The organism is Bartonella sp. EBT8, assembly GCF_055796165.1.
On sequence record NZ_JBTTDJ010000009.1, the window covers coordinates 14,539 to 30,736 of the forward strand.

Consider the following 16,198-nt stretch of genomic DNA (forward strand, 5'->3'; position numbering starts at 1 on the left):
GTATTTTTTTTATTTCAAGCGAGGAGACGATCGATGATATCAGCGACATCGCTTGACAATTGGTGAGCTTCTGCAATTATTTTTAATGCAGTTTCAAATTTTTGTTGCCGAACAGGTTCTAATTGTCGCCAAGAGCGCATTGTTGTTAATAACCATGAAGCAAGCTGTGGATTTTTTTTGTCAATTTCTAAAATGATTTGGCAAAGGAAATGATAGGATGCACCATCAGCTCGATTAAAGCCTGTTAGATTATTAGAGGCAAACACACCAATCAAGGCTCGTACGCGATTGGGATTATCTTTTGAAAAAAGTGGATGTTCCATGAGTTTTTGAACATGGACAAGTGTTGATGTTCCTGCAACCATTGCTTGAATGGAAAACCATTTATCCATGACCAAAGGATCATGCCGGTAGCGGTTTTCAAAGTCATTTAAGGCATTTTGTGTCTGCTCACTTTCGGTAAAGTGCTGCACTAAAATGGTAAGACTAGCGATGCGATCAGTCATATTATCAGCTGTTGCATATTGTATGGCAGCACGATTTGGTTGGGCTTCCGCAATGGCAAGATAGTCTAACATAATGTTGCGTAATGCTCGTTTTCCAACTTGTACACTATTTGGTGAATAGGGTTCATCGGTTTCCATTTGCATATAAACTTTTGTGAAGAGTTCCTGATGTGTCTGTGCGAGTGAAGCTAAAAACTGATTGCGCACGTGGTGAATCCGCTCTGGATCAATATTTTTACCGATAGCATAGGCAAGTTCAATTTCGCTCGGTAAATTTAAACAAAATGCGCGAAATTCCGGTTCAAGACTTTCATCTTTAAGGATGTTTTCAATTAATTTTAGTAAAGCAGGGGGCATGTTTTCTTTTGTTTGTGTTTTATCCTGAATAGCTTCAATAAGAGCTTGCGTCATCAAATGGTTAAGCGACTGCCAACGATTAAGCTGATTGCTGTCATTTTGTGCAAGAAAGGTGAGTTCGCTTTCATTGAATGGAGTTTGTAAATTGATAGGCGCCGAGAAATCTCGAAGCAGTGATAAAACAGGCTTTTCGTGTAATCCCCTTAATGTGAACGTTTGATTTTCTTTGGAGAGAAGCATAACGTCTGATTGAATATCTGTATCAGATTCATAAGTGAGAGATTCTCCATTATCTCCCAAGAGCCCAAAAGCGATAGGGATAAGCATAGGCTTTTTTGTGTCTTGTTGCGGCGTTTCTGGAATACGTTGTTTTGCGTGAATTGTTAGAACACCGTCATTATAATCCGTATCAATTACCACATGAGGTGTGCCAGCTTGTTCATACCACAGCATGAATTGTGAGAAATCTTGGTGAGAAACTTCAGCAAAACAGGCGATAAAATCTTCAATTGTGCAAGCTTGCCCATCATGGCGTTGAAAATAGAGATCCATCCCTTTACGAAAAAGAGCAGGGCCTAAAAGAGTGCGCACCATACGAACAACTTCCGCACCTTTTTCATAGACCGTTGCGGTATAAAAATTGTTGATTTGTCTATATTGACGCGGACGTACAGGATGAGCAAGAGGACCAGAATCCTCAGTAAATTGTTTAGCTTTCAATGTTTTTATATTTTCAATTCGCTGTAAGCTGCGTACATTTTGATCTGAAGAGAATTCTTGATCACGGTAAACCGTTAAGCCTTCTTTTAAACAGAGTTGAAACCAATCACGGCAGGTAATACGATTACCAGACCAATTATGAAAATATTCATGTGCGATAATACGTTCGATATTTCTATAATCCTGATCAGTCGCTGTTTCAGGATCTGCAAGAACATATTTATCATTAAAGATATTAAGCCCTTTGTTTTCCATTGCACCCATATTAAAGTCGGAAACAGCAACAATGTTGAAAACATCAAGATCATATTCGCGTCCAAAACATTTCTCATCCCAACGCATAGAACGTTTGAGCGCATCCATTGCATAGGTTGCACGTTTGGTTTTTCCTTTTTCAACATAGATGCCAAGTTTAATACGCCGATCAGAGACGGTGGTAAAATGATCTTCTAATTTATCAAGATCACCACCAACTAAAGCGAAGAGATAAGATGGTTTTGGATAAGGATCTTCCCAAAGAGCAAAATGACGGTTATCTTCAAGAATTCCTGTCTCTATAAGGTTTCCATTGGAAAGCAAGATGGGAATTTTCTGAGAATCTGCTTCAATTTTTACTGTATAAGTGGAAAGAACATCTGGGCGATCATAAAAATAGGTGATACGACGAAATCCTTCTGCTTCGCATTGTGTACAATAAACACCATTTGAAAGATAAAGCCCCATGAGTTGGCGATTGCTTTCGGGATTCAGTTCTGTGACCAATTGCAATGTAAAAGGAGCTGCTGGTGGGGTTGTAATCTCTAAGCATGAAGGAGTGCTTTTATAGGCATCGTCAGATAATTTTGTGCCATTAATAGCAACAGAAATTAATGACAGATCATCGCCAGAAAGCACAAGGGGCATTCTCTCTTTTGTATTTTGGCGTGCTTCAATGAATAATGTTGCTGTCACAAAGGTTTTTTGGGGGTCTAAACAAAAGTAAAGCTGTGTTTTAGGGATAGCATAGGGTGTTGGTTGATAATCTTCCAAACGATAGATGGGCGTTTTTGGTTGTTTCATAATTTTTTCCTATCTGTATTTAAGTGCGAATGAGCGAAAGGGTCTTTATATTGTGGGGTAGGGTGAAGTTTAAGAAATTACGAGAGGTTGTTTAAGAGATTTTTTACTTCTAAAAAGTCCATCCATGTAAGCTTTTTTTGACTCGGTGTTCGAAGAAGGTAAGCAGGATGAAAAGTTGGCATAACAGGGATTTTTATATTATTTTCGCTCTCATAGGTAAACCATTTTCCCCGAGTCCGAATAATTCCATTTTGAGATCCCGTAAGAAATTGCATAGCAATCCCTCCCAGCGCTATAAGAACACGCGGATTAGCTAAGTAAATTTGTCGTTCAATGAAAGGACGGCATAATGCGACTTCTCTTGGCGTTGGTGTACGGTTTCCTGGTGGGCGCCAAGGAATGGTGTTGGCTATGTAAACATTATTTCTTGCTAAGCCAATTGATGCGAGGATTTTATTAAGTAACATTCCTGCTTTTCCTACAAAAGGAATTCCCTGTATATCTTCCTCTCGTCCGGGTGCTTCTCCTATGAGCATGAGAGGACTTCCTGCTGTTCCATCTGAAAAACAAGTATTTTTTGCTGTTAGTTTTAAAGAGCAGCCATTAAAAGCGAGGAGGGCGGACTTTAATTCATCAAGTGTGTGAGCATTTTTTGCCATTTCTATGGCTGAGAGAGTGTGTTGTATCGTATCAGAGTTACGCGGTGGGGAGCTATGCTGCTTTATGATTGGTGGTATTTTTTGATGATGAGAAGTGTTTATTACTTGCTTTAATTTTTCCTCTGATTGACTAAAGCGGTCAATGGGTGCTTCAGCCAGCACGGCATCAGCACCACTTTCTTTGTAGAAAATGAGAAGCTCTTCATAGGAGAGTGAGTACTGAGTTTGGTTTGACATCGTATTTTTTTATCCATAGATCTCTTAAAGGAATAGACCAGATAGCATTATTCTTCAAGCTGTATGATGTTTTCGTTGCTAATCTCATTATAAGAATACTAATCAATCATGATAAGATATATGAGTTTAGAGCTCTTTTTTACGGTGGTTTAATAATAATGTGTAGATATATGTTTTTGCTTTTTTGACGGCTTCAACGAGAGATTCATTTAATGCCAAATGTGCAGCAATAGCGCTTGATAGGATACAACCTGTTCCACGCATTGTTCCCTTTAAGCGTGGAGTGGAGATATGTAGAATTCCAGTTTCATCGATTAAGCTATCGATTGCAAGAGGGCCCTCGGCATGTCCACCTTTTATTAGGATAGAGCGCGAACCAAAAGAGAGAAGTTTTTTGGCTTGTTCTATTGCTTGTTCATCATGAGATGCCAAGGGGCTTGTGCTGAGAAGAGAAAGTTCTTCTCTGTTTGGTGTTAGAAGATCAACATGAGGAAGAAGTGCATTAATCATAGTTTCAATAATTGTTTCTGTTGTTAGTTTTCCTCCTGATGAGGCGATAAGTACAGGATCAAGAATAACGGGAATATGGGGATAGTCTTCTAATACATTACAGATTGCTGCTATAATTGCTTGTGTACCGGTCATACCGATCTTTATTGCGCTTATGGGATTAGCCTCTAAGGCACAGCGCATTTGCGCAGCGATAAGTTTGCCATCCATAGGGACAATTTCCGTCACGTGGTTATCATCTTGTACGTTAACGCAGGTAAGAGCTAAATTTGCTTTTATTCGAAAATGGGCAGCTGTTTCTATATCACGAACAACACCCGCCCCTCCTGTTGGATCTGTTCCTGCAACAATAAGAATAGAAGGTCTTAACGCCATTCTTGCGTTACCTTTATCCATTGTTTTGCACGCTGTTCAGGTTTTTTATGAAGGATAATATCGGTTACAACAGCAGCACTGTTGGCGCCTGCTTTTAAAACACCAATGGCGCGTTTTGGTGTTAAGCCCCCAATGCCCACTAAAGGGAGAGCACCAATTCTTTTTTTCCATTGTTTGATTCTTTCCAATCCTTGCGGTTTCCATTTCATTTCTTTTAAAATTGTTGGATAAATAGGACCAAGGGCGATATATTCAGGATTAACGGATATTGCAATATCGAGCTCATGTTCATCGTGTGTACTCAGACCAAGTTTTATACCGTTTTTACGAATTGCAGGAAGATCTGCGTTGCTTAAGTCTTCTTGTCCAAGATGAACAAAATTGCACTTTTCATCAATTGCTATTTTCCAATGATCATTAATAATTAATTGTGCTCCTAATTTATCGCATACATTTTTTGCACGCTTAATATGTTGGCTAATCGTTTTTGGATCTTCATTTTTCATACGCAATTGTATGAGTTTTATTCCAAGAGGAACCAAGCGCTCAACCCAATCAGCAGTGTCAACGATAAGATAAAATGGATCCAGTTTCATGAAAATACGGCTTTTCCAATGACTGGTGTTGAAGGAATTGCTGTATCACGTGCTTCGAGCAGTCCTGCTTTATACCCTATCCGTCCGGCCTGAACAGCTTTAGAAAATGCTTCAGCCATTAAGACAGGATCACCTGCTTTTGCAACAGCAGTGTTAAGAAGGACCGCATCATACCCCAGTTCCATAGCAACAGCAGCATGGGATGGGCGTCCAATTCCGGCATCAATAACAAGAGTAACATCTGGAAGGTAAGCGCGGATAGAACGCAATCCATCGGTATTATGAGGACCTTTGGCAGAGCCAATAGGAGCGCACCAAGGCATAATAACATGGCATCCAACGTCCAAGAGTTTTTCCGCAACGATGAGATCATCGGTTGTATAGGCAAAAATTTCAAAACCTTCACTATTTAAGATTTGCGCTGCTTCGATTAAGGAAAAAACATTCGGCTGTAAGGTGTCCGGATTCCCAATAATTTCGAGTTTAATCCAAGATGTTTTAAAAAGATCTCGTGCTAGTCGAGCCGTTGTAACAGCTTCTTTAACAGTATAGCAACCTGCGGTATTGGGAAGCACTGTTACATTAAGGTCTTTAATAAATTGCCAGAATTGTCCACCTTGTTTTCCACCTGCGGTTTCTCGGCGCAATGAAACGGTTACAATTTCTGTATTTGCTTTATAAATAGCATCACGAAGGATTGCTGGTGAAGGATATTGCGCTGTACCTAACATAAGACGAGAAGAAAATTTACGTCCATAAAGATTCAGCATAGTTTTAGCCTCCTTGCATTGGGCTTAAAATTTCAATTTTATCTCCTTCATGCAAGATAAATTGGCTTCGTTCCTCGACGGGAACAACTTCTGCATTGACAGCGGTTGCAAGCCAATTTCCATCATAACCCAATTCTTCAAGCACTAGACTGAGAGTCATAACTTCTGTTTGGATTCTTTCACCATTAACAAATATTTGCATGTTTTATTCCAATGCCAACTTCATTGCTCGTTTTGCCATCTCTGGAGATAAAAGGAAACCATGTCTATAAAATCCATTAATAGAAATATAATTACCATGTTTATACACAGAAGGAAAGTTGTCAGGATAGCATGGTCGTATACCAACGCCAGATTCAATAATTTCCGCTTCGGCAAAAGCTGGATGCAAGGTATAAGCCGCATTGAGTAATTCCATCATTGACCTCACAGAGATGGCACCATCAAAATCACTCTCAATCATTGTTGCTCCAATCATAAAAATATTATCTTGCCGAGGAACAATGTAAAGAGGAATGCGTGGATGAAGGAGGCGAATTGGTCGAGAAATTTTAATATCTGTACTGCGGACAAGAAGCATTTCTCCACGTACACCCCGTATATTTTTATCTTTTCCTAAACGCGCTATTCCAGTTGCATCAATAACAATATCAAAATTTGATTCAGATATTTCTATATCAACAAAACACGCCCCATTTTTTATAAGATTTTCCTTTAAAGCCATCAGTGCTTTGCGAGGATCAAAATGTGCTTCCTTTTCATAGAAAAGTGCAGAGTTAAAGCGTTCAGCAAGATCAGGTTCAAGCTGAGCTATCTCTGAACGGTTCATAGTTTTATGATTATGTGTGCGCATTGAAAATCGTTCAAGCTCTACCCTATCGCGTATAGGTGCGACAACGAGAGTCCCTTGTCGTATAACAAGATTGGGAAGCGTTTTGTCCCACCAATCTATAGCCTGTATACCAAGGTCTTCAACAATTTGTTCGGCACTTTCTCTTTCACAGTAAGGTGCTAGCATTCCTCCCGCATACCAACTGGCTGTCCCTATAGGAGAATGAGCAGGGGCCGAGAGAGTAACAGCAACACCTTTTTGTTGTAACATAGAGGCAATTGTTAACCCTCCTACACCTGCGCCTTTGATAAGAATATTTTTCAACTGTTGACACTCTTTTTTTGAGCAGGAAGGGCATCTATATAAAGATCACCATTTTTTTGATATTTCTTAGACATAACAATCATCCCTTCATCTTTTGTTTTTCTCATTGTTGCTGCATCACGAATATCATGAGAAAGACGCATGGAACAAAATTTTGGCCCACACATGGAACAAAAATGCACCAATTTATGGGCTTCTTTAGGCATTGTTTCATCATGAAAAGTACAGGCTGTATCTGGATCAAGAGAAATGTTGAATTGATCCTGCCATCTAAAATCAAATCGTGCACGCGAAAGAGCATTATCGCGCAATTGTGCCCGAGGTAAACCTTTGGCAAGATCAGCGGCATGGGCGGCAATTTTATAGGTGATCACACCAGTTTTAACATCATTTTTATCTGGGAGTCCTAAGTGTTCTTTAGGCGTTACATAACACAACATGGCTGTTCCAAACCATCCAATCATAGCGGCACCAATTGCCGATGTAATATGGTCATAACCAGGAGCAATATCAGTGGTAAGCGGTCCTAAAGTATAAAAAGGTGCTTCATGACAGAGCTCTAATTGTTGCTCCATATTTTCTTTAATTTTGTGCATTGGAACATGTCCAGGGCCTTCAATCATAACTTGGACGTCTTTTTCCCAAGCAATTTTTGTTAATTCTCCTAAAGTTTTAAGTTCAGCAAATTGGGCTTCATCATTGGCATCGGCGATAGAGCCAGGACGCAGTCCATCTCCCAATGACAAAGAGATGTCATATGTGCGTGCGATATCACAAATTTCATTAAAATGCTCGTAGAGGAAACTTTCTTTGTGATGATGAAGACACCATTTTGCCATAATAGAACCACCACGTGAGACAATACCTGTTACCCGATCAACAGTCAAAGGGATAAAAGGTAATCTTAATCCTGCGTGAATGGTAAAATAATCAACCCCTTGTTCTGCTTGTTCAATGAGTGTATCACGGAAAATATCCCATGTTAAATTTTCCGCAATACCTTGTACTTTTTCGAGCGCTTGATAAAGAGGAACTGTTCCAATCGGTACTGGCGAATTTCTAATAATCCACTCACGAATATTGTGAATATTCCGCCCTGTTGAGAGATCCATAACTGTATCTGCTCCCCAACGAATAGCCCAAACCATTTTATCGACTTCTTCTGCCATTGATGAAGTAACGGCTGAATTGCCAATATTAGCATTAATTTTAACACGAAAATTGCGTCCGATAATCATTGGTTCGCATTCTGGATGATTGATATTTTGAGGAATAATAGCGCGTCCACAGGCAATTTCATTGCGAACAAATTCGGCAGTATACACTTCTGGTATTGCATTATTAAAGTTTTTATTTGATTGCACTTTTTTCTGATCGTGTATCACAAGTCCTTCATTTTCTCGTATAGCAACATATTCCATTTCTTCGGTAATAATACCTGCACGAGCATAAGCCATTTGCGTAATTGCTTTGCCATTTTTTGCTCGCAAAATAGGACGCTTTTGTTCAAAGATTGGGATAGGGGAAGGATCATAGGTTAACCCATTATCTTCAGGTTTAATGGCGCGCGCAGGATAAGGCTCAGTATCAGCACGTTTAGAGAGCCAAGATGAACCAATTGCTGGTAAACCTTTTGTAATGTCAATCCTCATATCTTTATCGGTATATGGGCCGGAAGTATCGTAGGTGTTCAAAGGTTCCTCACCACTGCCATCGGTCAATAAAATCTCACGCAATGGGACACGGACATCAAAAAAGACAGGACTTTGTTGGTAAATTTTACGTGAGGAAGGAAAGGGGGGGCAGCTGATTGATGGAATATTTTTCTGCATAAATTTTTTCCTTATAAACATATGGTTCAAAAACAGATTGCTATGTTAATGGAGAAATATTCAAAGTCTTAATCAGGTATGCCCACATTAAGGAGAACATATAAGATCACCTTCATACCAAGATATATTAAATGAAAATCAAAAAGCTTCATTGAAAAAAATGATGCAATCTCTTTCATAATATTCGTGCTATCCCCCACTTAAAGGCTTTCTGTTAGCGTAACTATGGTTGTGCTTAAATATTTATATTGTCAATCGTAAAGATATGTTTTGAACGATTTTTATGTATTTTGGAGAATGAAAACAGGTGCTATGAAGTTGAAAGTTAGATACTAAAGTTTTTTATAAAGAAAAGAATAGGAAGAGTAAAAATTTATGACTAAAATGATAGAACGTATGCTTATCACTTTTTGTATATTGTTTTAATTTTTAGCTTAAGTTATGTTATTTACCTATTCCTAACTTTAATATACTTCTAACAAATTTTTGATTAGTATTTTATCACTTTTATCTCACGTAATCATTTTATTTTTAATATGATTAGAATGTTGGTTTTATAAGACAGGAGCGGTGAACAAATAGTTTGGCGAATACTGATTCTGATATTACGATGAGGAAGAAAAAAAGACGAATAATGCCAAAGTGCTGTTCAGCATGGTTTATTGCTCTTGCAAAAAAAATCTGTATGTAATAAAATATATATAAGGGTAGCTCTGCTAAGTATTAATAGGGGAGAAGGCAACTACGTAAGCGGGTGTTTGGAGAGCCGTGGTTTACGTTTATAGGGGGAGCAGCCTTTACGGTTTTTAGTTAATCTAAAGAAATTGTTTATATTCTTCAGTTTTGATGAATATATTATGCATTTTTTAGTATTTTTAGATATAATTCCTACGTTATTGAGTTAAATTGTGGGGTAATTGGCTGTCTTGAAGACATCCTTTGCTATGCGTTAGATTAAAAGCAGAAGCTATTCAATTAAGAACGTTGGTCTTTATTCAGTAAAAACAGTTTTCAGGGTAAATTTACAAATGAGTTTTGTTTGAAAAGGTTTTTCTGTGCAGATGAAAATGCGATGGGGAGGGTAGAGAGCGTAAAGTAAATTTTTTTAGCTTGTGTGGTATAGAAAAAATCAACTGAAGTCATAGTTTATTTGCAAGGATGATGCAAAACAAGCTCTGTAAATTTTGCAAATACCGATTAAAAGATCTCTATTGTTTGCATAATTTCTAAGACTGATAGAGAAAAGGATTAGTATATACTAAGATATTGTAGAATAAAGCATTTAAAAGTGCCGAGGGTATTAGCAGATATGGCAGGATTTATTAAGTGCGCAAGTTCATCAATGAGTTTTTTATTTTATCAATAGGTAACTTCCTCCGACTGCAGTCATGTTAAATCCACAGCAAGGGATTTTATGAATAATCTTGTAAACTTTACAAGAAAACAGAAGATTCCAAAGTATAATTGCATAATTACAGCGAGATAATAATAGGCGAGTCTTACCAAAGGAAGTGATTGCATTAGTAACGCAAAGCAGGGGTGCCGTTTTTATTAAAAATGTAGTGGATTGAATTCATTTGATTGGGGGAAGAATAAAAGAGAAAAACAAATCACAAATGGGTACAGCAGAAATGCTGTATCGACTAATGATAGCGTTTTTCCAGATTTTGGGTATGTATCTACAGTCTTATCACTCTTAATTGATGCATTTGTTATGAGGAAAGATTGCTTCATAGAGATCAGCAAAAAGAAAAGAAATTTCCAGAAGAGTTATTGAGGGGGATTATAATGTCTAATATTTATGATTGGTCGTTAAAGGCTGATGAAAATGCTAATTCAGATAGTATCATTAATTGGGCAGAGGGGCAGCCACCTAGTTCTGTCAATGATAGTGCACGAGCGATGATGCAACGTGTGCGTGAATATCTTGCAGATAGTGGTGGCTCTATTGACTCAAGTTTTATGGTGAATGTGGAAGATAAAAAAACATTTATCACCTTGAAGACAGCTTCGCCTATAGAGAAATACAAAAATGATATTATCATACGTTTTAAGTCTCGTGGTGTAAACATTGGTACGACAACAATAACCGTTAATAACATAGGAGAAAAGCTACTCTATAAAGCGACAAATACCGGTGTTATACCATTAGAAGGTGGAGAGCTACAAACAGATGGTATTTATGAAATGGTATATAGTGCTGATGTTTCAATGAAAGATCGTGAGGGTTGGTTTTTATTGAATCCCACACCTCTTCCACCACCGAAAGTAGAACTTTTTCCTTCAGGGTTTATTGCTACATTTGCTATGCAAGAAATACCAAATGGCTGGCTTTTATGCGATGGTACTGCTTATAGGCGCAAAGATTATCCGCAGTTATTCAAGGCAATAGGTGATAAATGGGGAAAAGACAATGATACAACCTTTAAAGTTCCTGACTTTAGAGGGATGTTTTTACGTGGCTTTGATGATGGCCGTGGTCTAGACGCAAATAGACAATTTGCACATGAACAGCAAGATTGCATAAAATCACATTCGCATGTTTCTACCATTGAAAGTGCAGGTGAACATACACACAATTTTCAGTATCACGGAGTTGCACGGGGTGCTGATGATCTTGGCAGAAGGAACCCAAGTTATCAGTATCAAATCATTACAGGGATGACGCAATCGGCAGGTGCACACACGCACAAGGTAACCATTTCTCCAACAGGTGAGAGAGAAACACGACCTGTTAATATCACTGTTGTTTATGCTATAAAATCATGAAGATTATAAGGTGGTGACGACTAATCTAACTATTTTGATGCTCTTGTTAACGCGGAGTCATTCCGCGTTATTTTTTATGCAAGTAATAAAAAGTTCACCTCTCATTAATAAAATATTTGAGAGTATTAATAAATATTTTTGAAGTGTTCTGGAAGTATATTCAATCAGAACTTCCTGATCGTAGAGAGAAAATATGTAAAGATTATCAAAAATTTGTTGTTAAAAAGTTTGAAGGTAGAGTTTTTTTTAAGCTCTTTTTAAGAGGAATTATACTACTGTTCAATGTATAGTAAAAAGAATCCTATTTGTAATATCTTACATTGTTTGAAAAATGGTATGATGAAAGACATATTCTTTACATTATGAAGTCTACAAGAGACATTCTTGAGTTCATTTTCAAATAAGTTCTATGTATTATATCAATCCCTCTTGTGAAGTGCCAATAAATGATTTTGCATAAGAACAAGGGAAAAAAATGACTCTATTCATTGTTATAATTCAAGATAAGGCGGGCGATATATTTTCTTACAAATCAATATTTTTTCTATTTATAACAACAGCTAAAGTGTATGACTATTATGAGAAAACAACATTATAAAGTTACGCGTGAAGGTACTATGAACTAAAGAGAGGGGGCTGAGTTCCTTCCAAAATAGTGTATCACGATACAGAAAAGCGTTCATTTATGAAAAAGATGATTTCTACACACATTTGTGTACTTCACTTTGCTAGGGAGTTTAGTTTTTTGATTTAAGAAAAAAGATTTCAGAATAAACCGATTATTTTATAGGCAGGATACCGTTTGAGGTAATATAAATGGAATATCCGCTTTAGGTAATTCAGAAACGATTAAAGGACAATGATAAACATCGCGTATATTTTGTGTTGTCAAGACGGTAGAGGCATTTCCTTCACAATGAACCTTTCCTTGTTTTAGCAATATCATTTTATCTGCATAATGTGAGGAAAGATTGAGATCGTGGAGAACGGCAAGAACACCTCCACCACAACGGGCAAAATTTTTAGCAATATCCATCACAACAAGCTGATGTTGAATATCAAGGCTAGCAATAGGTTCATCTAAGATCATCCAACGAGAAATTCCATTATCAACGGGCTTCCAAACTTGGCAAAGCACACGAGCAAGTTGCACCCTAGCTTGTTCTCCTCCTGATAATTTATGATAATATTGCTTGCTATAGTTAGCAAGTCCAACACGATCTAAAGCTTTTTGAGTAAGATTTTGTAATTCAATTTTGGTAAAAGTAAATTTGTTTACAGATAGACCAAGTTCTACAACTTCATGGACTAGGAATGGAAATGCCAGTGTTGTTGATTGTGGGAGCACTGCACGCATTTTTGCCATTTCATAAGTTTTTGTCTGACGAACATCATAACCATTTAAGGTTATTTTCCCATTGTAGGAAAGTTCTCCACTCAGTGCTTTAATGAAAGTACTTTTCCCAGATCCATTAGGACCGATAATGATGGTAAGATCACCACAATTCGCTTGAAGGTCGACATGATTAAGAATTTGTTTTTTGCCGCGTTGAACGCAAATATTGGTTGCTTCAATCATGAAAATTCTGTTCCCCTTTTGCATATAAGAATCCACAGGAAAAAAGGAGCACCAAAAAGTGCTGTCACGATGCCAATTGGTAATTCTGCTGGAGCAACAATTAAGCGTGCGAAGGTATCAGCAAAAATAAGTAACGCTGCGCCCAATAGAGCAGAGCAGGGGATAAGATAACGGTGATCTGGACCAATGAGCTGACGCAAAATATGAGGAACAACAATACCGATAAAGCCAATGCCCCCACTAATAGCAACCGCACTACCACACATGAGGGCAACAAGGAGAATAGCAACATTTTTAATCCATTGAATATTAAAACCAATATGTTTAGCAACGGCTTCTCCAAGAGCAAGAGCGTTAAGTGCTCGCGATAAAAGGGGTGAAAAAAGAAGACCAATACAGATAAAAGGGAGAATAAGCCAAACTTTTAACCATGTGGCACCTGCAAGAGAGCCAAGATTCCAAAAAGTAATATCACGGAGTTGTTGGTCGTTTGCGATAAAAATAAGTGTTCCCACAACCGCACTGCTTAAAGCACCAAGAGCAATACCTGCAAGAAGCATTGTTGCAATAGAGGTAAAACTGTGATGGGTTGCTATTATATAAAGGACAATTGTTGAAAGAAGTCCACCAAAAAAAGCACCTATGATAACTTTATAAGGTTCTAGAAAAGGCGTTAATGAAGCAGGAAAGGCAATGCCTATAACAATTGCTAAAACAGCGCCAAGGCCAGCACCTGCTGATACGCCTACAATTCCAGGATCTGCAAGAGGATTACGGAAAAGCCCCTGCATGAGCACACCAGAGACGGCTAAAGCTGATCCAATCAATAATCCTAAGAGAATACGGGGAAGCCTAATGTCGATAAGCACGAGATAATCACGTGTTCTACTGCTTATGGAAAACTCTTTGGTAAGCATTACATGAAGAAAATCAAAGAAAGAAATGTTTGAAGGGCCATTCAAAATTCCAGCAAAAATGCTAAAGATGAGGAATATGATAAGACTTAATAATACAATCTTTCTCAAATTCGCACGTTCTATGTTTTTATTTTCTTTTGTTTCAGGTGTATACATTAGGGATGGACTATCGACCATTTCTATCAGCTCTTACCATTTTGATTTGCACTATAAAGCATATTAATAAGTTCTCTTGATGCATCTGCGGTGCGTGGACCAAACCCTAAAAGATACATAACATCCATCTGTTTAATAGCATGATTTTTTGCTGCATTTGTTGCTTGAATTGCTGGTATAGCTAAAATCTTTTCAAGGTTAGTGGACTTTTCACCATGCTTCACAAGTAAAATAACATCAGGATTTGATTTCATTAATGCTTCGCCATTCAGTAACTTGTATCCTTTATAATCGTTGATGGCATTGATACCACCTGAGAGTTTTATCATACCATCGGCAGCTGTATCTGTTCCAGAAGCCATAACACGCCCATTTTGTACGGAGAAAATAAAAAGAACACGCTTTGGTTTTGTTACTTTTGCCAAAAGAGCATCATTATCCACAAATGCATTGCTTATTTTTTTAATTAATGTCGCTGCTTCTGCTTCACGATGAAGGGCTTTACCAACGAGGCGTATCTTTTCTATAACACTTTCGCGGGAATAGTTTTCTGGCACAATCACAATAGGGATTGACGTTTTTTTTAGAATTTCAATTGTTGAAGGTGGACCGCTTCCTTCAACTAATAAAACACCTTCTGGAGCAAGTGATAAAACACCTTCAGGTGAAAGAGCACGCATATACCCAAGGACAGGAAGTTTAAGCGCTTCTTGCGGATAAACGCTTGTACTATCGCGGGCAAGAAGTTGATCTTGTGCTCCTAATGCATAAACGATTTCTGTAAGAGAGCCGCCAATAGAGACAATACGTGCATTTTTAGAAAATTGCGTTGTAGGTTCAGCCGTTACTGGTTGAGAAAAGATGGAAAGAGAAAACAATATAAAAATAAAGAAAAATTTTAGTAGTTTATGCAAAAAAAGTGTAAGCATATGATATCACCTTGATTTAAGCGATTGCTGTTTCTCTATACGAGGGCAAACTATTCAATAAAAAGCGCCAATCCTCACGTTCTTTTTGGCCTTCCTTTCGCAGGCCAAAGAATTGAATAATCATCTCACTTTTTTTATCGAAGACTTCAAGAGAACTGACATAACCATCACTCGTAGGTTTGCGAACATGCCACACTTTATCAATTCCAGAAAGCAACAAGTGCATATCGAATTTATGATCAAGAATATTAATCCAAGGCCCCATTTGCTTAATATTTTTTATTTTTCCACTGAAAATTTGGATACAACCTCTGTTGCCGATAAAGCACATAATTGGGATTTCTTGTTGTGCAACTTTATTGAGCATAATTTCAATAGCGTCCCCCCCTAATTCATCAGCAAATTCACTACCGGCATATTTCACAGCATCATGTCGATTAATTTTTAGTTCAGAAATAATTTTATGAAGCTGATGGACATCGGTCATTTTCCGCCAACGATCTCGGAATTTTTCAATATCTATTTGTGCTATATCATATGGAGCTGAAGTTGGAGCAGGAAGAATCTCAAGAACAGGGGATTGATCTTCACGAAGAAGTTTATCAACAAGTTTGCTCCACTCTTCCATATTTGTCGTATCTGTAGGATAGAGTTTAAAAATAGAAACACCACTTTGATCAAAGAATTGCAAACTTTTCGTAGGTTTTCCAAGAACAACCATGTCATATTCGAAACCAAATTTCCATTGTTTTGGAAAAATACGCAAGTCGATTTCACCAAGTGTAATTGGGATATGTTGACTTTGAACAATCTCTTCAAAACGTCCTGTTATTTCGTGAACAGCGTACTCATTACGTGTTAATGCCATAACTGTTCCAAGTTTAGGAGCATTTTCTAAGAGTATAGCAACATCAGCTTCTAGTCTCTTGGCTTTTCCGATTGTACAATAAGCAGCAATAAGTTCCGCTTCAGATATACCAAGAGAGAATGCAAAATCACGATTTCGCATTTCTTTTTTTTCTTCACGCAAACGAAGAATCATTTCGGCTGTATATAATGACATGGGCTTTC

General features: G+C 37.8%; 13 protein-coding genes. 1 reads left to right on the plus strand and 12 read right to left on the minus strand.

What is annotated here, in order from left to right; all coding sequences use genetic code 11:
- Positions 1 to 14 precede the first annotated feature (14 nt).
- The 8 genes from pepN to thiC all read right to left on the minus strand — a co-directional run bounded on the left by pepN (position 15) and on the right by thiC (position 8,777).
- Positions 15 to 2,642 carry an aminopeptidase N gene (pepN, locus tag AC0QT4_RS06260; protein WP_473200864.1) on the minus strand — a complete coding sequence of 876 codons (2,628 nt, stop codon included), beginning with the start codon at positions 2,640 to 2,642 and terminating at the stop codon, positions 15 to 17.
- A 77-nt stretch (positions 2,643 to 2,719) separates the two neighbouring features.
- Positions 2,720 to 3,538, minus strand: coding sequence for a uracil-DNA glycosylase (locus AC0QT4_RS06265; RefSeq protein WP_473200865.1), 819 nt, complete (start codon positions 3,536 to 3,538; stop codon positions 2,720 to 2,722).
- Between the two features lie 126 nt (positions 3,539 to 3,664).
- Entirely contained in the window at positions 3,665 to 4,423 is a 759-nt protein-coding gene (locus AC0QT4_RS06270; protein ID WP_473200866.1) for a hydroxymethylpyrimidine/phosphomethylpyrimidine kinase, read from the minus strand.
- Positions 4,414 to 5,019 (minus strand): thiamine phosphate synthase, encoded by a 606-nt coding sequence (locus tag AC0QT4_RS06275; protein ID WP_473200867.1) that lies wholly within the window; start codon positions 5,017 to 5,019, stop codon positions 4,414 to 4,416. Before AC0QT4_RS06275 ends, AC0QT4_RS06270 begins: the two co-directional genes overlap by 10 nt.
- A complete protein-coding gene (locus AC0QT4_RS06280; RefSeq protein WP_473200868.1) occupies positions 5,016 to 5,789 on the minus strand; it encodes a thiazole synthase in 774 nt (257 codons plus the stop codon). Before AC0QT4_RS06280 ends, AC0QT4_RS06275 begins: the two co-directional genes overlap by 4 nt.
- A 4-nt stretch (positions 5,790 to 5,793) precedes the next feature.
- Positions 5,794 to 5,991 carry a sulfur carrier protein ThiS gene (gene thiS, locus AC0QT4_RS06285; RefSeq protein ID WP_473200869.1) on the minus strand — a complete coding sequence of 66 codons (198 nt, stop codon included), beginning with the start codon at positions 5,989 to 5,991 and terminating at the stop codon, positions 5,794 to 5,796.
- A gap of 3 nt (positions 5,992 to 5,994) precedes the next feature.
- The gene (locus AC0QT4_RS06290) at positions 5,995 to 6,945 is read right to left on the minus strand and encodes an FAD-dependent oxidoreductase (RefSeq protein WP_473200870.1); all 951 of its coding nucleotides are present in this window, start codon (positions 6,943 to 6,945) and stop codon (positions 5,995 to 5,997) included.
- Complete coding sequence (gene thiC / locus AC0QT4_RS06295) at positions 6,942 to 8,777, minus strand: phosphomethylpyrimidine synthase ThiC (RefSeq protein WP_473200871.1); 1,836 nt, start codon at positions 8,775 to 8,777, stop codon at positions 6,942 to 6,944. Before thiC ends, AC0QT4_RS06290 begins: the two co-directional genes overlap by 4 nt.
- A gap of 1,788 nt (positions 8,778 to 10,565) precedes the next feature.
- Here thiC and AC0QT4_RS06300 point away from each other — a divergent pair.
- Entirely contained in the window at positions 10,566 to 11,546 is a 981-nt protein-coding gene (locus AC0QT4_RS06300; protein WP_473200872.1) for a phage tail protein, read from the plus strand.
- Between the two features lie 784 nt (positions 11,547 to 12,330).
- On the opposite strand, the gene AC0QT4_RS06305 is transcribed toward AC0QT4_RS06300, so the two are convergent.
- Genes AC0QT4_RS06305 through AC0QT4_RS06320 form a run of 4 tightly spaced genes read right to left on the minus strand, consistent with a single transcriptional unit; the run spans position 12,331 to position 16,190 of the window.
- Positions 12,331 to 13,125 (minus strand): heme ABC transporter ATP-binding protein, encoded by a 795-nt coding sequence (locus AC0QT4_RS06305; RefSeq protein WP_473200873.1) that lies wholly within the window; start codon positions 13,123 to 13,125, stop codon positions 12,331 to 12,333.
- Complete coding sequence (locus AC0QT4_RS06310; RefSeq protein WP_473200874.1) at positions 13,122 to 14,219, minus strand: FecCD family ABC transporter permease; 1,098 nt, start codon at positions 14,217 to 14,219, stop codon at positions 13,122 to 13,124. Before AC0QT4_RS06310 ends, AC0QT4_RS06305 begins: the two co-directional genes overlap by 4 nt.
- A 5-nt stretch (positions 14,220 to 14,224) precedes the next feature.
- Positions 14,225 to 15,127 (minus strand): heme/hemin ABC transporter substrate-binding protein, encoded by a 903-nt coding sequence (locus AC0QT4_RS06315; protein WP_473200875.1) that lies wholly within the window; start codon positions 15,125 to 15,127, stop codon positions 14,225 to 14,227.
- A 16-nt stretch (positions 15,128 to 15,143) separates the two neighbouring features.
- Complete coding sequence (locus AC0QT4_RS06320) at positions 15,144 to 16,190, minus strand: hemin-degrading factor (protein ID WP_473200876.1); 1,047 nt, start codon at positions 16,188 to 16,190, stop codon at positions 15,144 to 15,146.
- Positions 16,191 to 16,198 lie beyond the last annotated feature (8 nt).